Below are 21,207 nucleotides of genomic sequence, written 5' to 3' on the forward strand. Positions count from 1 at the left end.
CAACGGTGAGAGCCCGTGTTCACCCTGCAAGCCACCGCGACCTTCGAACAGGAGATCAAGAAGGGCCGGTTCCGCGCCACGGCGGGTCCGATAACCGGCGAGCAGGCGGCAAAAGACTTCGTCGCGGCCCATTCGGATGCGGCGGCGAACCACAACTGCTTTGCCTGGCGCATTGGACAGGTCTATCGCTTCAGCGACGACGGCGAGCCCTCCGGCACCGGCGGAAAGCCGATCCTGCAGGCGATCGATGGCCAGACACTCGACGGCGTCGCCGTCGTGGTGACTCGCTGGTTCGGCGGCATCCTGCTCGGCAGCGGCGGCCTGGTCCGCGCCTATGGCGGCACCGCTGCCGCCTGCCTGCGGGCGACGGACAAGATCGAGCTCGTCGTCCGCGTCGAGGCGCGCGTCACCTGCATCTTCTCCGACTTGGCCCTCGTCAAGGCCCGCCTCGCAACAGCACCCGGCGTGCGCTTGGACAATGAGAGGTTCTTCGAGACCGGTGCCGAACTTGCCGTGGCACTTCCGGAATCCGCAGCGGACGCGATCGCCCGCATGCTGATCGATATCACTGCAGGCAGGGCGACTGTCGATTTCGACGCGTGAACGGCTGCGAGCCGTGACGTGATCTAGGGTCGCGCAGACTCGCTCCCGGTTCCGTCTGCTTCGGGCCTGCTGGGTGTCGTTTCGCGCCGGTAGGCGGCCGGGCTCTTCGAGGTCCATTTCCGGAAGGCGCGGTGGAAGGCGCTGGGCTCGGAAAAGCCGAGCTGCACCGCGATCTCCCCGATCCCGAGCGCGCTCGTCTGCAGCATCTCGATCGCCATCTCCCGGCGGATCTCGTCCTTGATGCCGCCATAGCTCTGCCCCTCCGCCTGCAGCCTGTGCCGCAATGTCGAAGGCGCGATGCGCATCTGCGCGGCAAGCGCGTCGAAACCCGTCCACGATGCCGGCGGCACCTGCCGCAGGCGCCTGCGCACACCCGATGCAAGCCCGGCATCATAACGATAGCGAACGAGGATATTGGCCGGCGCGCCGCGCAGGAACTGTTTCAGCGCCTGCTCGCTGCGGGCGATCGGCAGCTTCAGTACGCTGGCGTCGAACGAAAGCCGGCTCGCAGGCTGGGAGAAGCGCACCGGCGCGCCGAAGAACAGGCGGTAGTCCGCCGCCTGACGCGGCTCAGGACAGCGGAAATCCACCGAGCGGATCGGGATGCGGCGCCCCACCAGCCAGCAGGCGATCCCGTGCAGCAGGATCCAGTAGGTCCGGTAGGCGAACGCCGAACGCGGCCCGTCACGATCCGACAGCGTGACCTGCGCCAGCCCGTCGGCAAGATCCAGCCGGCCGGCCGGATCCTCCAGCACCACGTCGAGGAAGCGCAGCGCCCGCCGCAGGGCCTGCTCCAGCGTGCCGGCATGCAGCACGCAGTGGCAGAGCAGGGTGAAGCTGCCGCGCCGCATCGCCCGCCCGCCCATGCCAAAAAACTCGTCGTCCACCTCGGCAGCGATCGCAAGCCAGAGACGGCCGTAGCTCTCCGCCGAGACCGGCGCGTCGATCACCGCGGGCAGGCCTATCGCCGCAAGCAACGGCTCCACCGGCTTGCCGTGGCGGCGCAGGCAATCGAGCGCTTCCTCCACGAAGGAGGGCGATATCATCCGCCGCCCGGTTTCCGTCATCGTCATGGCCGCAAGCATATGGTAAAATCGGCCGAAAAATCGAGATACTTCGGTCATCGCTTGCAATATTCCGCCGGAATAGGATCCGGCAAACGTCGGGCATGTGCGCCTGGCGGCAATGCAGCGCTGGGAGGACTGCATGGCATATCGCGACCGCCTCGCGGATCTCGTCGGCCTCGTGGGAGCGAAGCCATGCTGATCGGCGGCAAGTCATTCATCGTCACCGGCGGCGGATCGGGCCTCGGCGCTGCGGTCGCCCGCATGCTGGCCGGCGAGGGCGCCAACGTCCTCATAGCCGACGTCAACGCGCAGGCCGGTGCGCAGACGGCGGCCGAACTCGGCGATGCCGCCATCTTCCTGCGCACCGACGTGACGCAGGAGCAGGACGCGCAAGCAGCCGTGGACGCGGCGATCGCCCGCTTCGGCCACCTGCACGGGCTGGTGAACTGCGCCGGCGTCGCCCCGGGCGAAAAGGTGCTCGGCCGCGACGGCCCGCATCGGCTGGACAACTTCGCCCGCACCATCGCCATCAATCTGACCGGCACCTTCAACATGATCCGGGTCGCCGCCGCGGCGATCGCAAACGAGGCGCCCGGCCAGGACGGCGAGCGCGGCGTCATCGTCAGCACGGCCTCCGTCGCAGCCTTCGACGGCCAGATCGGCCAGGCGGCCTATGCGGCGTCGAAGGGCGGCGTGGCGGCGATGACCCTGCCGATCGCCCGCGAGCTCGCCCGCCACGGCATCCGTGTGGTCACCATCGCGCCCGGCATCTTCGAGACGCCGATGATGGCGGGAATGCCGCAGGAGGTGCAGGATGCGCTGGGAAAGAGCGTGCCCTTCCCCTCGCGTCTCGGCCGGCCGCCGGAATTTGCGGCACTCGTTCGCCATATCTGCGAGAATGCGATGCTCAACGGCGAGGTCATCCGCCTCGACGGCGCGCTGCGCATGCCGCCGCGCTGATGCCGATCGGCACTTCGGCCAAACCACGTTTCGGGAGGAAATGAAATGGCAATGGAAGACCCGGTTGTCATCGTCGGCATGGCACGGACCCCCATGGGCGGCTTTCAGGGCGACCTGAAGGGCGCCACCGCGCCACACCTCGGTGCGACCGCGATCCGCGCAGCGCTCGATCGCAGCGGCGTGAACCCCGAAACGGTCGACGAGGTGCTGTTCGGCTGCGTGCTCCCGGCCGGCCAGGGACAAGCGCCCGCCCGCCAGGCCGCGCTCGGCGCCGGGCTGCCCTTCGGCACCGGTGCTACGACCGTCAACAAGATGTGCGGCTCCGGCATGAAGGCGGTGATGCTCGCCCATGACCTCATCGCCGCGGGCAGCGCCTCGATTGCTGTGGCCGGGGGCATGGAAAGCATGACGAATGCGCCCTATCTGCTGGAGCGTGCCCGCAGCGGCTACCGTCTCGGGCACGGCCGGATCGTCGACCACATGTTCCTCGACGGGCTGGAGGACGCCTATGACAGGGGCCGCCTGATGGGAACGTTTGCCGAAGACTGCGCCGAGGCCTACCAGTTCACCCGCCCCGCGCAGGACGACTACGCCGTGACCTCGCTAACCCGCGCGCAAGCTGCGATCGAGAAGGGCGCCTTCGACGCCGAGATCGCGCCGGTCACGGTGCGGGACGGCAAGGGCGAGCAGGTGGTCGGCCGCGACGAGCAGCCGGGCAAGGCGAGGCTGGAGAAGATCCCGACGCTGAAGCCGGCCTTCCGCGAAAACGGGACGGTGACGGCCGCCAATTCCTCGTCCATCTCGGACGGCGCCGCGGCGCTGGTGTTGATGCGGCGCTCGCAGGCCGAGCGGGAAGGCATCGATCCGCTGGCGACCATTATCGGCCACGCCACCCATTCGCAGGAGCCGAACCTCTTCGCCACAGCCCCGATCGGCGCGCTGCGCCGGCTTTCGGAACGGACCGGCTGGAACCTGAAGGATATCGACCTGTTCGAGATCAACGAGGCCTTTGCCGTCGTCGCCATGGCGGCGATGCGCGACCTCGACCTGCCGCACGACAAGGTCAACGTCCACGGCGGCGCCTGCGCGCTCGGCCACCCGATCGGCGCATCCGGCGCCCGCGTCATAGTCACCCTGCTGTCGGCGCTCGAGCGCTACGGCATGAAACGTGGCATGGCGACCCTGTGCATCGGCGGCGGCGAGGCGACCGCGCTCGCAGTCGAAATGCACTGAACGGTTATACTGAACGGTTTCGGGGAGGAGACCGGCGCATGATCCTGAACGAAGAGCAGATCCAGATCCGCGACATGGCGCGCGACTTCGCCCGCGAGCGGCTCGTGCCGGGCGCGGCCGAGCGCGATGCCGAGAGCCGCTTTCCCCGCGAGGAACTGCGGGAGATGGGCGAACTCGGCTTCCTCGGCATGCTGGTGCCGGAAGCCTATGGCGGCTCGGAGACCGGAACGGTCGCCTATGCCGTGGCCCTGGAGGAGATCGCCGCCGGCGACGGACCCTGCTCGACCATCATGAGCGTGCACAGCTCGGTCGGCTGCGTGCCGATCCTGAAATACGGCACCGAGGAACAGAAACAGCGCTTCCTGCCGAAACTGGCATCCGGCGAATGGATCGGCGGCTTCGCCCTGACCGAGCCGCAGGCCGGCTCCGACGCCTCGAATCTGAAGACGCGCGCCCGTCGCGACGGCGATCACTACGTTATCGACGGCGCCAAGCAGTTCATCACCTCGGGCAAGAACGGCAACGTCGTCATCGTCTTCGCCGTCACCGATCCGGACGCCGGCAAGAAGGGCATCTCCGCCTTCATCGTCCCGACCGACACGCCGGGCTACGAGGTGGTGCGGGTGGAGCAGAAGCTCGGGCTCCATTCCTCCGACACCTGCCAGATCGCCTTCAACGCGATGCGGATCCCCGCCGATCTCCGCCTCGGTGGCGAGGGCGAGGGCTACCGGATCGCGCTGTCCAACCTGGAGGGCGGGCGCATCGGCATTGCCGCGCAGTCCGTCGGCATGGCGCGTTCGGCCTTCGAGGCGGCGCGCGACTATGCCCGCGAGCGTACGGCCTTCGGGACGCCGATCATCGAGCACCAGGCAGTCGCCTTCCGCCTCGCCGACATGGCGACCCGGATCGAGGTGGCGCGCCAGATGGTCCTGCATGCGGCCCAGTTGAAGGAGGAGGGGCAGCCCTGCCTCACCGAGGCCTCGATGGCGAAGCTCTTCGCCTCCGAAATGGCCGAGAAGGTCTGCTCGGACGCGATCCAGATCCACGGCGGCTACGGCTACATGGCCGACTACCCGGTCGAGCGCATCTACCGCGACGTCAGGATCTGCCAGATCTACGAGGGAACGAGCGACGTCCAGCGCATCGTCATCGCCCGGAACCTGTGAGGGGAATGGAATGATCCTCCTGACAAGCCGGAAAGGCCCCCTCATCCGCCCTTCGGGCACCTTCTCCCCGCCGGGGAGAAGAGGGAATATTCGGCCCGACCTGGCGAAAAGCAACATCGTTTCCGCGCACTGCGCGGTCAGCGGCAATAGACGGACGGAGCCGCTCCCTGCCTCTTCTCCCCCTCGGGGAGAAGGTGCCCGAAGGGCGGATGAGGGGGCAATCCAGACACGAACGGAGCGTACATGACCGATGTCCCGCATCTAAGCCTGCATGTGCCCGAGCCCGCCGTCCGGCCGGGCGGCCAGCCGGACTTTTCCACCGTGAAGATACCGAAGGCGGGCTCCGTGCCGCGGCCTCCCGTCGACGTGGCCCCGGAGGACGTCCGCGACCTCGCCTACTCGATCATCCGCGTGCTGAACCGCGACGGCGAGGCGGTGGGGCCATGGGCCGGGCTGCTCTCCGACGAGGAACTGCTGGCGGGCCTGCGCAACATGATGAAGCTGCGGGCCTTCGACGCGCGCATGCTGATGGCACAGCGGCAGGGCAAGACCTCGTTCTACATGCAGCATCTGGGCGAGGAAGCCGTCAGTTGCGCCTTCCGCAAGGCGCTGGTGAAGGGCGACATGAACTTCCCCACCTACCGGCAGGCAGGGCTCCTGATCGCCGACGACTATCCGATGGTCGAGATGATGAACCAGATCTACTCGAACGAGGCCGACCCGCTGCGCGGCCGGCAGCTGCCGATCATGTATTCCTCCAAGGAGCACGGCTTCTTCACCATTTCGGGCAACCTCGCCACGCAGTATGTGCAGGCCGTCGGATGGGCTATGGCATCGGCGATCAAAAACGACACGAAGATCGCTGCCGCCTGGATCGGCGACGGCTCGACCGCCGAATCCGATTTCCATTCCGCCCTCGTCTTCGCCTCCACCTACAAGGCACCTGTCATCCTCAACATCGTCAACAACCAGTGGGCCATCTCCACCTTCCAGGGGATCGCCCGCGGCGGATCGGGCACGTTCGCCGCCCGTGGCCTCGGCTTCGGCATCCCCGCCTTGCGCGTCGACGGCAACGATTACCTCGCCGTCTATGCGGTGGCGAAATGGGCGGCCGAGCGCGCGCGGCAGAACCTCGGGCCGACGCTGATCGAATACGTCACCTACCGGGTAGGCGCGCATTCGACCTCGGACGATCCAAGCGCCTACCGCCCCAAGACCGAATCGGAAGCCTGGCCGCTGGGCGATCCGGTTCTGCGGCTGAAGAACCATCTGATCATGCGCGGCATCTGGTCGGAGGAGCGTCACGTTCAGTCGGAGGCCGAGATCCTCGACGAGGTGATCCAGGCGCAGAAGGAAGCCGAGAGCCACGGCACGCTGCATGCGGGCGGCAAGCCGTCCGTGCGCGACATCTTCGAGGGCGTCTATGCGGAAATGCCCGCCCATATCCGCCGCCAGCGGCAGAAGGCAGGATACTGACATGGCAAGAATGACAATGATCGAGGCCGTCCGCAGCGCCATGGACGTATCGATGGGGCGCGACGATGACGTCGTCGTCTTCGGTGAGGACGTCGGCTATTTCGGCGGCGTCTTCCGCTGCACCCAGGGCTTGCAGGCGAAATACGGCAAGACCCGCTGCTTTGATGCGCCGATCAACGAATCCGGCATCCTCGGAACGGCGATCGGCATGGCCGCCTACGGCCTGAAGCCCTGCATCGAGATCCAATTCGCCGACTACATGTATCCGGCCTACGACCAGATCACCCAGGAAGCAGCCCGCATCCGCTACCGCTCCAACGGCGACTTCACCTGCCCGATCGTCGTGCGGATGCCGACCGGCGGCGGCATCTTCGGCGGCCAGACGCACAGCCAGAGCCCCGAGGCGCTGTTCACCCATGTCTGCGGCCTGAAGGTAATCGTCCCCTCCAATCCCTATGACGCCAAGGGCCTCTTGATCGCCGCGATCGAGGATCCGGACCCGGTGATGTTCCTCGAGCCGAAGCGGCTCTACAACGGCCCCTTCGACGGCCATCACGAAAAGCCCGTCACCCCCTGGTCGAAGCACGACCTCGGCGAGGTTCCCGAAGGCCACTACACCATTCCGATCGGCAAGGCGGAAGTGCGCAGGCCGGGCGAGGCCGTTACCGTGGTCGCCTACGGGACCATGGTCCACGTCGCGCTCGCCGCGGCCGAGGAAACCGGGATCGACGCCGAGGTGATCGACCTGCGCAGCCTGCTGCCGCTCGACCTGGACACGATCGTCCAGTCCGTGAAGAAGACCGGCCGCTGCGTCGTCGTGCACGAGGCGACGCTGACCTCCGGCTTCGGCGGCGAGGTGGCAGCGCTGGTGCAGGAGCATTGCTTCTATCACCTCGAGGCGCCGATCGTGCGCGTCACCGGCTGGGATACGCCCTATCCGCACGCGCAGGAATGGGACTATTTCCCCGGCCCCGCCCGCGTCGGCCGGGCGCTGAAAGAAGTGATGGAGGGCTGAGGGATGGGCGAATTCGTCATCAAGATGCCGGACGTGGGCGAAGGCGTCGCCGAGGCCGAACTGGTGGAATGGCACGTCAAGCCGGGCGATCCGGTGCGCGAAGACATGGTGCTCGCCGCCGTCATGACCGACAAGGCCACCGTCGAGATCCCCTCGCCGGTCGACGGCACCGTGCTCTGGCTCGGTGCAGAGGTCGGCGACACGGTCGCGGTCAAGGCGCCGCTCCTGCGCATCCAGATTGCCGGCGAAAGTGGGCAGGTGACCGGTGACGACGAGGCTGCGGCTGAGCCTGCCCCGAAAGCCGAGGCCGTGGAGCCGACAAGGGCAGAGCCCGTGCAGCAACAGCCGGCACAGGTTCGACAGAACCGGGCGCCCCCTGCGGAACCGGCCGCGGCAGAGCCGAAACACGCAGAGCGTCCCGTCCCGCGCGAGCCCGCGGAAAGGCCGCTCGCCTCGCCCGCCGTCCGGCTCCGCGCCCAGGAGGCCGGCATCGACCTGCGTCAGGTGACGGGCACGGGGCCTGCGGGCCGCATCGGCCACGACGACCTCGACCAGTTTCTGGCCCGCGGCGTCCAGCCCGCCGCAGTCCCCGCCGGCCTCGCCCGGAAGACGGCGACCGAGGAGATCAAAGTCACCGGCATGCGCCGCCGGATCGCCGAGAAGATGCGGCTTTCGGCCTCGCGCATCCCCCACATCACCTATGTCGAGGAGGTGGACGTCACCGACCTGGAGGACCTGCGGACGACGATGAACAACGGCCGCAAGCCCGACCAGGCCAAGCTGACGATCCTGCCCTTCCTGATGCGGGCGATGGTCAGGACGCTCGCCGAGCAGCCGGATGTCAACGCCACCTTCGACGACGATGCCGGCATCGTCACCCGCTACGGTGCCGTCCACATCGGCATCGCCACCCAGACGCCGGCGGGGCTGATCGTCCCGGTCGTACGCCATGCCGAAGCGCGCTCGATCTGGGACAGCGCCACTGAGCTGACGCGTCTCGCCGAGGCGGCCAGGAACGGCACGGCCGCGCGCGAGGAACTGTCCGGCTCGACCATCACCATCACCTCGCTCGGCGCGCTCGGCGGCATCGTCACGACGCCGATCATCAACCACCCGGAAGTGGCGATCGTCGGCGTCAACAAGATCGCGACCCGACCCGTCTGGGACGGGACGCAGTTCATTCCGCGCAAGATCATGAACCTCTCGTCCAGCTTCGACCACCGGATCGTCGACGGATGGAACGCGGCGATCTTCGTCCAGCGGATCAAGACGCTGCTCGAAACCCCTGCTTTGATCTTCATCGAAGGCTGATCGAATGAAAGAGATCGTCTGCAAGCTTCTCGTCATCGGCGCCGGCCCCGGCGGCTATATCTGCGCCATTCGCGCCGGACAGCTCGGCGTCGACACAGTCATCGTCGAGGCCGTCAAGGCCGGCGGCACCTGCCTCAATATCGGCTGCATCCCCTCCAAGGCGCTGATCCATGCCGCCGACGAGTTCGACAAGGTTCGCCACATGAGCCTTGCCACGGACATACTGGGCATCTCCGTCGAGCAGCCGAAGCTCGACCTGGCCCAGACCGTCCGCTGGAAGGACGGCATCGTCGGCCGGCTCAACAGCGGCGTGCTCGGGCTGCTGCGCAAGGCCAAGGTCAAGATCGTGCACGGCCCCGCGCGCTTCCGCGACGGCAAGACGGTCGAGGTCGAGACGGAAACCGGCACGCAGGTCATCCGCGCCGAGACCGTGGTGATCGCCACCGGTTCCGAACCGGTCGAACTGCCGTTCCTGCCCTTCGGCGGACCGATCATCTCGTCCACCGAGGCCCTGTCGCTGGCCACCGTGCCGAAGCGGCTCGTGGTCGTCGGCGGCGGCTATATCGGCCTGGAGCTCGGCACCGCCTTCGCCAAGATGGGCGCCGCGGTGACCGTGGTCGAGGCGACGCCGCAGATCCTGCCGCAATACGACGCCGAACTGGTCAAGCCCGTGGCCAAGCGGCTTGCCGAGCTCGGCGTGCAGGTCATGACCGATACCAAGGCAAAGGGGCTCTCCGGGCAGGGCGACGGCCTCCTGATCGAGACCGCCGACGGCAAGGAGCAATCGCTGCCCGCCGACCGGATCCTCGTCACAGTGGGGCGCAAGCCGCGCACCGAGGGCTGGGGGCTCGAGGAACTCGACCTCGACCGCTCCGGACGGTTCATCCGCGTCGACGACCGCTGCCGCACCTCCATGCGCGGCATTCATGCGATCGGCGACGTCACCGGCGAACCGATGCTCGCCCACCGGGCGATGGCGCAGGGCGAGATGGTCGCCGAGATCGTCGCTGGGCGCAAGCGTTCGTGGGACAAGCGCTCCATCCCCGCCGTCTGTTTCACCGATCCGGAAATCGTCTCGGCCGGCCTGTCGCCCGACGAGGCTCGCGCCCAGGGCTATGAGGTCCGTATCGGCCAGTTCCCCTTCAGCGCCAACGGCCGCGCCATGACCACCCAGTCGGAGGACGGCTTCGTGCGCGTCGTCGCCCGCGCCGACACCAATCTGGTGCTCGGCCTGCAGGCGGTCGGCGCCGGCATCTCCGAACTCTCCAGCGCGTTTTCGCTGGCGCTCGAAATGGGCGCCCGGTTGGAGGATATCGCCGGCACCATCCATGCCCACCCGACCCGCAGCGAAGGCTTGCAGGAAGCCGCATTGAAAGCCCTCGGCCATGCCCTCCACATCTGACCCCGCAACCACGGCCGCGGCTGCGGCGGAAATCCAGACGCTCGTCGAGCGGACCGGCGCGCTCGGCCGAATCCGGCTCAACAGGCCGAAGGCGCTGAACAGCCTGACCCTGGCGATGGTGCGCGACATCGAACGGGCGCTGGACGACTTCGAGGACGATCCGCAGGTCGCAGCCGTCCTTGTCACCGGCGAAGGCGAGCGCGGGCTCTGCGCCGGCGGCGACATCCGCATGATCTACGACGGCGGCAGGGCCGGCTCGGACGCTCCAGCGACCTTCTGGCGCGAGGAGTACCGCATGAACGCCCGGCTCGCGCGCCTGCGTAAGCCCTATGTGGCGTTCATGGACGGGATCGTCATGGGCGGCGGCGCCGGCGTCTCCGTCCACGGCAGCCACCGCATCGTCACCGAGCGCACCCGGCTCGCCATGCCCGAAACTGGCATCGGCTTCTTCCCCGATGTCGGCGCCTCGTGGTTCCTGACGCGCATGAAGGGCGAACTCGGCACCTATGCGGCGCTGACCGGCACACAGCTCCTGGCCGGCGACGCGATCGCATTCGGCCTTGCCGACCACTGCCTCCCCTCCGCCGGGCTTCCGGCGCTGGTGGACGCGCTGGCGAACCTTCCGGCCCAGGCCACACGCGCCGACGTGTCGGCGACCGTTGCCGCATTGGCCGTCGCCCCGCCGGATACAGCCGTGGCACAGCAGAAGCCCGCCATAGACCGGCTCTTCGCCTTCGACACGATGGACGAGATCATCCGGGCGCTGCAGGACGACGGCACGCCCTTTGCGATGGAAACGCTTGCCGCCCTGCAGGCAAGGTCGCCGCTGAGCCTGAAGGTCACGCTGCGGTTGCTGCGCCTCGGCCGCGACGCACCCTCGCTGGAGGCCTGCCTCGAAAACGAGTTCGCTGCAACCGCGGCCGTCCTGAAGAGCCATGATTTCTACGAGGGCGTGCGCGCCGCGGTGATCGACAAGGATCGCAATCCGCAATGGCGCCCGGCACGGCTCGCCGATGTCACCGACACGGACGTCTCTGCGTTCTTTGAGCCCTCGGTCGACCCGCTGTTTCCGGCAGCCCCTGGGAAAGGAGAGCGCACATGACCTCCATCGCATTCATCGGCCTCGGTCACATGGGCGGCCCCATGGCCGCGAACCTGGTGGGGGCGGGGCACGACGTCCGCGGCTTCGATCTGGCGGGCCCGTCGCTCGAGCTCGCCCGGCAGAACGGCATCGCCACATTCCCCTCCCTTGCCGAGACGGTTTCCGGGGCGGGCACGGTCATCACCATGCTCCCGGCCGGAAAGCACGTGCTCGCGGTCTGGCAGGAACTGGTGGAGGCGGTTCCGGCCGGCACGCTCCTCATCGACTGCTCGACGATCGACATCGACAGCGCCGGCAAGGCCCATGCGCTTGCGGCTGCAAAAGGTTGCCCGGCGCTCGACGCCCCCGTCTCGGGAGGCACCGGCGGGGCTGCGGCGGGCACGCTCACCTTCATGATCGGCGGCGCAGTCGAGGTCTTTGCCGGCGCAGAGCCCGTCTTCAAGGCGATGGGCAGCAGGATCATACACTGCGGCGACGCCTCGGCCGGCCAGGCGGCCAAGATCTGCAATAACATGATCCTCGGCATCAGCATGATCGCCGTCGGCGAGGCTTTCGTGCTCGGCGAAAAGCTAGGCCTCACCCACCAGGCGCTCTACGACGTCGCCTCCGTCTCCTCCGGCCAGTGCTGGTCGCTGACGACCTATTGCCCGGTGCCCGGCCCCGTGCCGACATCGCCCGCCAATCGCAACTACGAGCCGGGTTTCGCAGCAGCCTTGATGCTGAAGGACCTGAAGCTGTCGCAGGCGGCCGCCGAGGACGCGGGCGCCATGACGCCGCTCGGCGCCAAGGCCGCACGCCTCTATCAGCTCTTTGCCGACGAGGGTTTCGGCGAGAAGGATTTCTCTGGCATCATCAACATGTTGCGCGATAAATCCGTTTCGGGCGCCTGACGGGCCCGAACCAGAAAACAGGAGAAACGTCGTTGGAAAAGCCGATCATCGTCGAACGTCAGGGCCGCGTCGTCATCGTCAGGCTGAACCGGCCGGCGGCACGCAACGCGCTCAATTCCGAGATCATGCTGGCCTTAGGGAACGAGCTTGCGCCGCTCGACCGCGATCCCGGCGTCGGTTGCTTCGTCATCACCGGCTCGGACAAGGCCTTCGCCGCCGGCGCCGATATCAAGGAGATGGCCGAAAAGTCGTTTTCGGAAATGTATAACGACGACTTCTTCGCCGGCTGGGACCGTTTTGCGGCGCTGCGCACGCCGAAGATCGCGGCCGTCTCCGGCTATGCGCTCGGTGGCGGCTGCGAGCTTGCGATGATGTGCGACATAATCTTCGCCGCCGACACGGCCATGTTCGGCCAGCCCGAGATCAAGCTGGGCGTCATCCCCGGCATGGGCGGCTCGCAACGCCTGACGAGACTCGTCGGCAAGGCCAAGGCAATGGACCTGATCCTCACCGGCCGGATGATGGATGCCACCGAAGCCGAGCGTTGCGGCCTGGTCGCCCGCATCGTTCCCGCCGAGAGGCTGATGGCGGAAGCGTTCCAAGCGGCCGAAACCATAGCCGGCTATGGAAAGGCCGCGACGACGGCGGCTCGTGAAGCTGTCGACCGGGCACTTGAAGTGGGCCAGCGCGAGGGCATCCTGTTCGAGCGCCGGCTGTTCCACGCGCTCTTCGCCACGGCGGATCAGAAGGAAGGCATGGCGGCCTTCGTCGAGAAGCGGAGCCCGAACTTCGAGGGCAAATAGCGCCCCGGCAGGCAGGTCGAGCCCGGTTTTCAGTGGGTCGTACGGTCAGTGCCGGGTCTCGGCCGGCATCTCCTCGCGCAGAAAGCGGCCGGCTTCGTTCAGCGCGCTGACCAGCATGTCGGTCAGGACGTCGCCGTTGCCGCCTTCGAGAAACCGGGCGATCGTCTCCTCGCTGATTTCCCCGTTCCGCTGTCCATCGTCCGACGTCATGTCGTTCTCCCCCTCTTCCCGCGGCACCTAGGCCAGTCGCGGGTCATTTCAATGGCCGGCCTGCATCCGGGGCGTCATCGGAGACGCAACCGTGGCAGTACCGTATCGAAGGGAGATAGGAAGCGAGGCTTGCGCTGGGCTGTCCAACGGGACAAGCGGGCGAAGCAGATCCGGGCCGCTGGTCGCTCGGGACCATGGCCGGCGGATGTGGCGAAAGCCCGGCCGGCAGCGGCGGCCGGCCGGGCTTCGTCGATCAGGCGTTCAGCGCCTTTGCAAAGGGCATGACGCGGATCCGCTTGCCGAGTGCGCGGTAGGCGGCATTGGCCACTGCCGGGCCGGTCGGCGGAACGCCGGGCTCGCCGATGCCGGAAGGCGCATTGGCGGACGCCAGGATATGGACCTCCACCGTCGGCATCGCATCGATCCTGAGCGGCGTGTAGGTGTCGAAGTTGCCCTGGTCGACCTGGCCCCCGGTTAGAGTGATCTCCTCGCCGAGGATCGAGCCGAGGCCGAAGCCGATGCCCCCTTCCACCTGGGAACGAACCTGGTCGGGATTGACCGCCAGGCCGCAGTCAACCGCGGCGACGATGCGCTCGACCTTGATCCCGCCGCTTCCGTCCGCCGTGACCTCGGCCACCTGCGCAACCACCGAGCCGAAGCTCTCGGCCACGGAGACCCCGCGGAAGCGACCCTCCGGCAGCGGCTTGTCCCAGCCGGCCTTCTCGGCCACGAGCTTGAGCACGACAGCATGGCGCGAATCCGGCTCCAGCATCGACAGGCGGAACTCGACCGGATCGCGTCCCGCCGCCTCGGCCACCTCGTCAAGGAAGACCTCGGCTGCGAAGGCCGTGTGGGTCGAGCCGACCGAACGCCACCAGAGAACCGGAACGCCGACCTCGGTCGTCGTCAGGCCCACCTTCTGGTTGGGGATGGCATAGGGCAGGTTGTTCGCCCCTTCCACCGAGGTCGGGTCGACGCCGTTCTGGATCGAGCCCTCGAAGGCCGTCTTCGCCATGATCGACTGGCCCACCACATGGTTCTCCCACGCGACAAGCTTGCCGTCCGCATCGAGACCGGCCTTGACGCTATGCACATAGGCCGGCCGGTAGCGACCGGCGCGCATGTCGTTCTCGCGGGTCCACTGCACCTTCACCGGCGCCCGGAAGCCGATCGCCTTGGCCACATGAACGGCCTCGGCCACGATGTCGCCGTCGAACGTGGCCCGGCGGCCGAAGCTGCCGCCCGCCTTCATGACGTGGAGGTGCACCTTGTCCACGGCGACCCCGGCGATCTGGCTTGCGATCTGCTGCTGGACATCCGGGAACTGCAGCCCGCCCCAGACCTCCAGCGTGCCGTCCTCGTTCATGCGCGCAACCGCGTTGAGAGGCTCCATCGGCGCATGCGCCAGATAGGGGAACTCGAAGTTCGCCTCGAGCACCTTGGCGGCCGAGGCAAAGCCCGTCTCGACGTTGCCGTCGTTGCGGGCCGTGGCGACGGGCGCCTTGCCGGCAAGATCGCGATACATCGCCATCAGGTCGGTCGTGCTGCGCTTTTCTGCGCCGGTGTCGTCCCACTCGACGGTCACGGCATCACGGCCCTTGATGGCGGCCCACATGGTGTCGCCGACCACGGCGACGCCGCGGGGCGTCTCGACGACGTCGACCACGCCCTTGACCTTCTTCGCCTCCTCGGCGTTGAACGACTTCACCTTCGCGCCGAACAGCGGCGGATGGATCATCACCGCCGTCAGCAGGCCGGGCAGCTTCACGTCGATCGTGTACTGCTGCGTCCCGTTGGCCTTGCGGGCGCTATCGAAGCGCTTCAGCTTCTCGTTGCCGATCAAGGTCCACTCGGCCGGCTGCTTCAGCGTCACCTCGGCCGGCACCGGCAGGGTCGCGGCCTTCGCGGCGAAGACCCCGAAGTGCCCGCTCTTGCCGGACGGATGCGACAGGACGCCGTTCTCGACGGTGATCTCCGCCGCGTTCACACCCCACTCGGCGGCGGCTGCCGCGACCAGCATGGTGCGGGCGGCGGCACCCGCCTTGCGATAGCGCTCCCACGACGTCACCATCGAGGTGGAGCCGCCGGTCCCCTGGATCGCCCCGCCGAAGGCGATGTTGCCATAGACCTTGACGTTTCCGGCAGCACCGACCACGTCGATCGTCGCCCAATCGGCACCGAGTTCCTCGGCCACCAGCGTGGCAAGGCCGTTATAGGAGCCCTGACCCATCTCGAACTGCGACGACAGGACCGTCACCTTGCCGTCGCCGTCGATGACGACATAGGGCGAGAAACTGTGCTGCCCGTCACCGGCCGCCGTCTCGCTTGCGAGCGCCGGCGCCATGGCGGCAATGTTGAAGCCCACCGCAAGGCCGCCGCCGGCAGCAAGCGCACCGAGCAGGAACTGGCGGCGGGAAGCCTGCACCGACTTTGCCGGCAATGTCATCGATTGCATCATCTTGGGAATCATCGGTCAGGCCTCCAGGCGTTTTGCAGCATCGTGGATACCGGCCCGGATGCGGTGATAAGTGGCGCACCGACAGAGGTTTCCGGACATGGCGGCGTCAATGTCGTCGTCGGTGGGCTTCGGATTGTTGGCCAGCAGGTCGGTCGCCGACATGATCTGGCCGGACTGACAGTATCCGCATTGCGGCACGTCGAGGTCGGCCCAGACCGCCTGCACCGTTTCGGCGACCTTGCCGCTGATGCCTTCGATCGTCGTCACCTGTGCGCCCTCGATGTCGCCGACGAAGGTCTGGCAGGACCGGACCGGGACGCCGTCGACATGAACCGTGCAGGCGCCGCACTGGGCCATGCCGCACCCGAACTTCGTTCCCGTCAGCCCGACGAGATCGCGAATGACCCAGAGCAGGGGCATGTCCGGCTCGGCGTCCACGCTGTGTGCGGTGCCGTTGATGGTTACAGTCACCATGATTGTCTCCTTGCGTTGAGGCATGAAGCTGGGGCGGCCGGCATGCAAATGCCCAGACGAGCCGCCACGGCAGCGAGCCATGCGAGCGGGTGCACGATAGGAGAAGGCGGCTGCAGGGGATAGAAACGATCCTGCCGGATTATTGCCCGATCCTGTCGGAAGGGCCAGCCGCTGCCGATCGGCCGGTAACATTTCCGCGACCCGGTGCGGCGGGAGGACGTGCTAGCCCACCGATCCCCGGCGCGTGGAATCGTCCGAATTGAGGATCACCTTGATGTCCCGGACCGGCGGATGGCCGAACATCCTGCGGTATTCGCGGCTGAACTGGGTAGGGCTCTCGTAGCCGACGCGTAGCGCCACGGTGGCCGCGTCCAGCGGTTCGGCAAGCATGAGATCGCGCGCGTGATGGAGCCGAAGCTGCTTCTGGAACTGCAGCGGGCTCATGGCCGTCATCGCGCGAAAATGATGGTGCAGCGTGGAAACGCCCATGTTGGCGACTTCGGCGAGTTCCTCGACGCGCAGCGGCCGCGTATAGTTCTCCTTCAGCCAGGCCACAGCCTTGGCCACGCGATTGCTGCTGGTGCCGCTGAGCGCGATCCGCCGCAGCCGCGCGCCCTGCTCGCCCGTGAGCAGCCGGTAGAGGATCTCTCCATGGACATGACCGGCCATGAACGGGATATCCTCCGGGGAATTCGCAAGCGAAATCAATCTGTAGAAAGCATCGAGCAATTCCGGCGTCGCCACCCCCACCGCAACGTCGAGATCGCGGCCGTTCGCCTCCGTGCCGTTGAGATCGAAGTCGGCGATCAGGCGCCGCAGCTTCTCCAGATCGAGCCGGAGCGACGCCGCAACGTAGGGCTCCCCTTCGCTCGCCTCGCAGATCTGCCCCGTCATCGGCAGGCCGATCGCGGTCAGGAAGAAGCACCGCTCGTCGTAGACGAAGGTCTCCCCGCCCACATGCACGCGCTTGCTTCCCTTGATGATCACCGAAAGGGACGGCTCGTAGACGGTGGAGAAGGGACCCGCGGGCTCGACGACGCGGAAGAGGGAAAGACCGGGCACGCCGTGTTCGAAGGAACGTCCGTCCCACGGCAGCCGCGACAGGACCTCCAGAATCCGCTCGCGAATGCCGGCGGTTTCCGCGCGCAGGTCCAGGTCCGTCACCATGTTCAACCGCTGCCGTCTCCATGCTATCGTGCATCCATACCTACACGATCGGCGGGCGATTGTCGCGCGAAAATTGCCGATCGCTTCCGCACGCGAGAGGATCGGGCAATGCTGTGAACCGGCGCTAAGCCGGTGTGCGCCGATGCCTCGCCCCTTGTTGCAGGGCGAGGCATCGGACGGGGGAAGATCAGACGAAGAGGAAGTCGCTTTCGCGCAGCTCGGCGACCGTGGTGTCCTCCAGCGTCAGCCGCGCGCCGCCGAAGTCGAAGCGCAGGTCGTCGCCGCCATCGACTGGACGCGCCAGCGCCACCAGGTCGTCGAAGTCCGACACACCGAGGGACTTGCCGATCCGGACCGTATCGGTGCCGGCACGGTAGTCCTCGATCTCCGTGTAACCGCGGGTGAAGACGAACGTGTCGGCGCCGCTGCCGCCGTGCAGCTCGTTGCGGCCGCTGCCGCCGTCGAGCCAGTCGTTACCGGCACCGCCTTCGAGATCGTCATTGCCCCCCTCGCCATGGAGCCGGTCGTTGCCCTTGCCGCCCTCAAGCTCGTCGTGGCCGGTGCCACCGTACAGCTTGTCCTTGCCGTCACCGCCACGAATGTCGTCGCTGCCGGTGCCACCCCGGAGCGTATCGTTACCCCCATAACCCCAGATATCGTCGTTGCCGGCGCCGGCATTGATCGTATCGGCCTTCCCGGTCCCCCTGTGCTGCCCATCCGCGGAAGGCGTGGGATCCAAGGGGTCGGAGGCGGAGAAGCCGAAATGGGACGCCTTCAGGCTCGAAAGCTTCACGTCCTCGAGGCGCAGCGTGTTGCCGCCGCCGAAATTGAACAGCACGTCCTCGCCGTCATCGACCTGGCGTGCCTTGCCCATCAGTTCGGCGAAGGAATCGATGCCCAGCGAACTGGAAAGGCTGATCTTGTCGTCGCGGATGCTGAAATCGTCGATCTCGTCGCGGCCGGAATGATAGACGAACAGATCCTTGCCCGCGCCGCCCTCGAGCTCGTCGTTGCCGGCCCCGCCGATCAGCGTGTCGTTGCCGCTGCCGCCCTCGAGCTCGTCATGCCCGGCGCCGCCGTCCAGCCGGTCGTTGCCCGTGCCGCCTTCGAGGTCGTCATTGCCGGCATAACCGTAGAGCTTGTCGTTGCCGTCGCGTCCGAAAATGTCGTCGTCCCTGCCCGTTCCCTTCAGCAGATCGGCTTTCGTCGTTCCGTTCAATCTGGCCATGTCCAGCATCCTTTCAGTTCTGAGTGGCGGCACCGTCGGAAAGACCCAACCGGCGCCATGGCGAATGGGCGGACACTGGACGACACCACCTTTTGCCGTCCTGACAGCGGCTGTCAGCGAGTTGTCAGCTTCGCCCGGATATGCAAGAGCATGTTCACAAATCGAAAATCCACACGCGTCAGCCTTCGGGTGCTGGCAGCATGTCTCGTCCTCTATCCGGTGGTTGCGTTGAGCGAAACCGCGCAGGATGATGACAACGACGACGCAAACGACGCCCGCGAGCACTACGAGGCCCGCGAGGCACTGAGGCTCGGGCAGATCCTTCCGCTGGACAAGATCATCGAGGCAGTGCGCAAGGAGATCGCGGGCGATATCATCGAGATCGAATTCGAGCGCAACGACGGGCGCTACGTGTACGAACTCGAGATCATCGATCCGTCGGGCCGGGTCGTCGAAGTCGAAGTCGACGCCAGGACGGCCGAGATACTGGAGCGCGAGGAGGACGAGTGAGGCTGCTCGTTGCGGAAGACGACAAGCGCATCGCCGAAGACATCCGAACCGTGCTGGCCTCGGCGGGTTATGCCGTCGACCTCGTGCAGCATGGCGAGGAGGCCTGGTTCAAAGGCGACACGGAGGACTACGGCCTCATCGTCCTCGATCTCGGACTGCCGGGAATGGACGGTATCAGCATCCTCAAGCAGTGGCGCATGAACGGCCGGCACACGCCGGTCCTCGTCCTGACGGCGCGCGGAAGCTGGGCCGAGCGGGTGGAGGGCATCGACGCCGGCGCCGACGACTACCTGCCCAAGCCCTTCCAGTTCGAGGAACTGCTCGCCCGCGTCCGCGCGCTGATCCGCCGCTCGGTCGGCCACGGCGCGGCCACCATCGAGATCGGGCGGCTGGTCGTCGATACCCGCACCATGCGGGTCGCCGTCGACGGCATGCCGCTCAGCCTCACACCCTTCGAATTCCGGCTGGTCAGCTATCTCGCCCATCACCGCGGCCGCGTCGTGCCCGCATCCGAACTGCAGGACCACGTCTATGGCGACGACTACTCGCGGGACGCAAATGCGCTGGAGGCCATGATCGCCCGCCTGCGCAAGAAGCTCGGCAGCGACATGATCGCCACGCGGCGCGGCTTCGGCTACCTCATGGGCGAGGACGGGTGATCTCGCGGCGTTCCCTGCGGCTCAGGCTCGCTCTCGCGGGCGCGGCGTCGATCGGCGTTGCGTTGGTCGTCGCCTTCTTCGGCCTGTCCTTCCTGTTCGAGCGGCATGTCGAGCGCCGCGTGGTCGAGGAGTTGCGCCTGCATCTCGACCAGACGATCGCCGGCCTCGGGCGGGATGGTTCGGGAAACGTCGACGTCGTCCGTCCCCCGGTCGATCCGCGGTTCCAGACGCCGCTCTCCGGCCTCTACTGGCAGATCGAAGGCGAAGGCCTGGAACGCCGCTCGCGTTCGCTGTGGGACGAGGCGCTCGATCTTCCCCGGCTGTCGCCCTCGGCTCCCCGCGAATTTTCCCTGAAGGGACCGGCGGGCGCCGACCTGCTGGTGCTCGCACGAGAAGTCATCACCAAGCATCAGCTTGGCGATCGGCCGGTCGTCGCAGCGGTCGGCATAGATCGATCCGACATCACGAGGGCAACGGCAAACTTCCGCCGCGATCTCGCGCCCTTCCTCGCCCTTCTGGCCGCGGTGCTGATGGCCGCGAGCTTCGCCCAGATCGTCATCGGCCTGCGCCCCCTGGCCGATCTCCGCACCCGGATCGCAAGGATCCGCAGCGGCGGCGCGCAGCGCCTGGGCGTCGCCTTCCCCGACGAGGTGCAGCCGCTGACGATGGAGGTGGATGCGCTGCTGGCCTCGCGCGAGGAACAGCTGCGCAAGGCACGCGAGCGCGCGTCCGAACTGGCGCATGCGTTCAAGACTCCCCTCCAGGCACTCTCCGGCGACGTCCTGCAGCTCAGGCAGCGCGGCGAGGCCGGCGCCGCCGACGAAATCGAGGCTCTTATCGTCGTCATGCGCCGGCTGGTGGATCACGAGATGGCGCGCGCGCGCATTGCCGGCCAGGGACCTTCGGCGCGCTCGGAGGTGGCCCGCGTCGCATCGAGCGTCGTCGCCGTCGTCTGCCGGACCCCGGCCGCCGCGTCCATCGAGTGGAACATAGACATACCCGACGGCCTGTTCGCCCGCATCGATGCGGACGATCTCTCCGAGCTGCTCGGCAACCTGACGGAAAACGCGGTCCGCTACGGGCGCTCGCAGGTCTCGATCACGGCTGCGCGGGACGGCAGTTCCATCCTGCTGGAAATCCGCGACGACGGCCCCGGCATACCGGAGGAGAAGCTGGGGCACGTGCTCAGAAGGGGCGAGCGGCTCGATACCAGCAGCGGCGGGGCCGGGCTCGGTCTCGCCATAGCCGAAAGCATCATCCAGACCGTGGGCGGTGATATCCAGCTCGAAAACGGTGGGCCTGGCCTATGCGTCTCGATACGCCTGCCGATGGCGGAGGCGTAGGGGACGGCAACGCAAATGCTGTCGCCCATGCGCAATACCCTGTCCGGGCTTCCCCCTTTGGCCAGATTGCAGCCTTGAGAAGCAGCCGTTACGCTACTCGTAATGCGAGTGGCGGCGGCTCGCGGCGCGG

General features: G+C 67.2%; 20 protein-coding genes. 14 read left to right on the forward strand and 6 right to left on the reverse strand.

From position 1 onward, the window contains the following. The first annotated feature begins 15 nt into the window (after positions 1–15). Positions 16–603 carry a YigZ family protein gene (locus GGQ64_RS10965; protein WP_183803642.1) on the forward strand — a complete coding sequence of 196 codons (588 nt, stop codon included), beginning with the start codon at positions 16–18 and terminating at the stop codon, positions 601–603. Between the two features lie 23 nt (positions 604–626). Here GGQ64_RS10965 and GGQ64_RS10970 read toward each other — a convergent pair whose 3' ends face one another. Further along, positions 627–1,670 carry an AraC family transcriptional regulator gene (locus GGQ64_RS10970; protein WP_183804255.1) on the reverse strand — a complete coding sequence of 348 codons (1,044 nt, stop codon included), beginning with the start codon at positions 1,668–1,670 and terminating at the stop codon, positions 627–629. 192 nt (positions 1,671–1,862) lie between these two features. On the opposite strand from GGQ64_RS10970, the gene GGQ64_RS10975 reads away from it, so the two are divergent. The 10 genes from GGQ64_RS10975 to GGQ64_RS11020 all read left to right on the forward strand — a co-directional run bounded on the left by GGQ64_RS10975 (position 1,863) and on the right by GGQ64_RS11020 (position 13,028). Continuing rightward, complete coding sequence (locus GGQ64_RS10975; protein ID WP_183803645.1) at positions 1,863–2,630, forward strand: SDR family NAD(P)-dependent oxidoreductase; 768 nt, start codon at positions 1,863–1,865, stop codon at positions 2,628–2,630. Positions 2,631–2,675: 45 nt separating this feature from the next. Beyond that, a complete protein-coding gene (locus GGQ64_RS10980; RefSeq protein WP_183803649.1) occupies positions 2,676–3,863 on the forward strand; it encodes an acetyl-CoA C-acyltransferase in 1,188 nt (395 codons plus the stop codon). Between the two features lie 38 nt (positions 3,864–3,901). Beyond that, positions 3,902–5,029 (forward strand): acyl-CoA dehydrogenase family protein, encoded by a 1,128-nt coding sequence (locus GGQ64_RS10985; RefSeq protein WP_183803652.1) that lies wholly within the window; start codon positions 3,902–3,904, stop codon positions 5,027–5,029. Positions 5,030–5,272: 243 nt separating this feature from the next. Next, the gene (locus GGQ64_RS10990) at positions 5,273–6,505 is read left to right on the forward strand and encodes a 3-methyl-2-oxobutanoate dehydrogenase (2-methylpropanoyl-transferring) subunit alpha (protein ID WP_183803655.1); all 1,233 of its coding nucleotides are present in this window, start codon (positions 5,273–5,275) and stop codon (positions 6,503–6,505) included. A gap of 1 nt (position 6,506) precedes the next feature. Beyond that, the gene (locus GGQ64_RS10995) at positions 6,507–7,520 is read left to right on the forward strand and encodes an alpha-ketoacid dehydrogenase subunit beta (protein WP_183803660.1); all 1,014 of its coding nucleotides are present in this window, start codon (positions 6,507–6,509) and stop codon (positions 7,518–7,520) included. A 3-nt stretch (positions 7,521–7,523) separates the two neighbouring features. Beyond that, positions 7,524–8,831: a dihydrolipoamide acetyltransferase family protein gene (locus GGQ64_RS11000; protein ID WP_183803663.1), complete on the forward strand. Its 1,308-nt coding sequence runs from the start codon at positions 7,524–7,526 to the stop codon at positions 8,829–8,831. Between the two features lie 4 nt (positions 8,832–8,835). Continuing rightward, positions 8,836–10,233, forward strand: coding sequence for a dihydrolipoyl dehydrogenase (lpdA, locus tag GGQ64_RS11005; RefSeq protein WP_183803666.1), 1,398 nt, complete (start codon positions 8,836–8,838; stop codon positions 10,231–10,233). Beyond that, positions 10,217–11,335, forward strand: coding sequence for an enoyl-CoA hydratase/isomerase family protein (locus GGQ64_RS11010; protein ID WP_183803670.1), 1,119 nt, complete (start codon positions 10,217–10,219; stop codon positions 11,333–11,335). The genes lpdA and GGQ64_RS11010 overlap by 17 nt, the downstream gene beginning before the upstream one ends. Then, on the forward strand, positions 11,332–12,225 hold the full coding sequence (gene mmsB, locus GGQ64_RS11015; RefSeq protein WP_183803672.1) for a 3-hydroxyisobutyrate dehydrogenase: 894 nt from the start codon (positions 11,332–11,334) through the stop codon (positions 12,223–12,225). Before GGQ64_RS11010 ends, mmsB begins: the two co-directional genes overlap by 4 nt. 32 nt (positions 12,226–12,257) lie before the next feature. Beyond that, positions 12,258–13,028: an enoyl-CoA hydratase gene (locus GGQ64_RS11020; protein WP_183803675.1), complete on the forward strand. Its 771-nt coding sequence runs from the start codon at positions 12,258–12,260 to the stop codon at positions 13,026–13,028. Between the two features lie 45 nt (positions 13,029–13,073). On the opposite strand, the gene GGQ64_RS11025 is transcribed toward GGQ64_RS11020, so the two are convergent. From GGQ64_RS11025 to GGQ64_RS11045, 5 genes are all read right to left on the reverse strand, one after another. Next, positions 13,074–13,238: a hypothetical protein gene (locus GGQ64_RS11025; RefSeq protein ID WP_183803678.1), complete on the reverse strand. Its 165-nt coding sequence runs from the start codon at positions 13,236–13,238 to the stop codon at positions 13,074–13,076. Positions 13,239–13,491: 253 nt separating this feature from the next. After that, positions 13,492–15,708: a xanthine dehydrogenase family protein molybdopterin-binding subunit gene (locus tag GGQ64_RS11030; RefSeq protein ID WP_183803681.1), complete on the reverse strand. Its 2,217-nt coding sequence runs from the start codon at positions 15,706–15,708 to the stop codon at positions 13,492–13,494. A gap of 3 nt (positions 15,709–15,711) precedes the next feature. Next, positions 15,712–16,170: a (2Fe-2S)-binding protein gene (locus GGQ64_RS11035; protein WP_183803684.1), complete on the reverse strand. Its 459-nt coding sequence runs from the start codon at positions 16,168–16,170 to the stop codon at positions 15,712–15,714. 222 nt (positions 16,171–16,392) lie between these two features. After that, positions 16,393–17,337 (reverse strand): AraC family transcriptional regulator, encoded by a 945-nt coding sequence (locus GGQ64_RS11040; protein WP_183804258.1) that lies wholly within the window; start codon positions 17,335–17,337, stop codon positions 16,393–16,395. Between the two features lie 187 nt (positions 17,338–17,524). Beyond that, positions 17,525–18,565 carry a calcium-binding protein gene (locus tag GGQ64_RS11045; protein WP_183803686.1) on the reverse strand — a complete coding sequence of 347 codons (1,041 nt, stop codon included), beginning with the start codon at positions 18,563–18,565 and terminating at the stop codon, positions 17,525–17,527. A gap of 150 nt (positions 18,566–18,715) precedes the next feature. Here GGQ64_RS11045 and GGQ64_RS11050 point away from each other — a divergent pair, with 150 nt between their 5' ends. The 3 genes from GGQ64_RS11050 to GGQ64_RS28190 are packed head-to-tail and all read left to right on the forward strand — an operon-like array spanning position 18,716 to position 21,077. Beyond that, positions 18,716–19,075, forward strand: coding sequence for a PepSY domain-containing protein (locus GGQ64_RS11050; protein ID WP_183803690.1), 360 nt, complete (start codon positions 18,716–18,718; stop codon positions 19,073–19,075). Then, positions 19,072–19,734, forward strand: a complete 663-nt coding sequence (locus GGQ64_RS11055; RefSeq protein ID WP_183803694.1) for a response regulator — start codon at positions 19,072–19,074, stop codon at positions 19,732–19,734. The genes GGQ64_RS11050 and GGQ64_RS11055 overlap by 4 nt, the downstream gene beginning before the upstream one ends. Continuing rightward, the gene (locus GGQ64_RS28190; protein WP_183803699.1) at positions 19,731–21,077 is read left to right on the forward strand and encodes an ATP-binding protein; all 1,347 of its coding nucleotides are present in this window, start codon (positions 19,731–19,733) and stop codon (positions 21,075–21,077) included. Before GGQ64_RS11055 ends, GGQ64_RS28190 begins: the two co-directional genes overlap by 4 nt. Positions 21,078–21,207: the final 130 nt, after the last annotated feature.

It is taken from the genome of Mycoplana azooxidifex (genome assembly GCF_014196765.1).
GTDB classification, from domain to species: Bacteria; Pseudomonadota; Alphaproteobacteria; order Rhizobiales; family Rhizobiaceae; genus Mycoplana; species Mycoplana azooxidifex.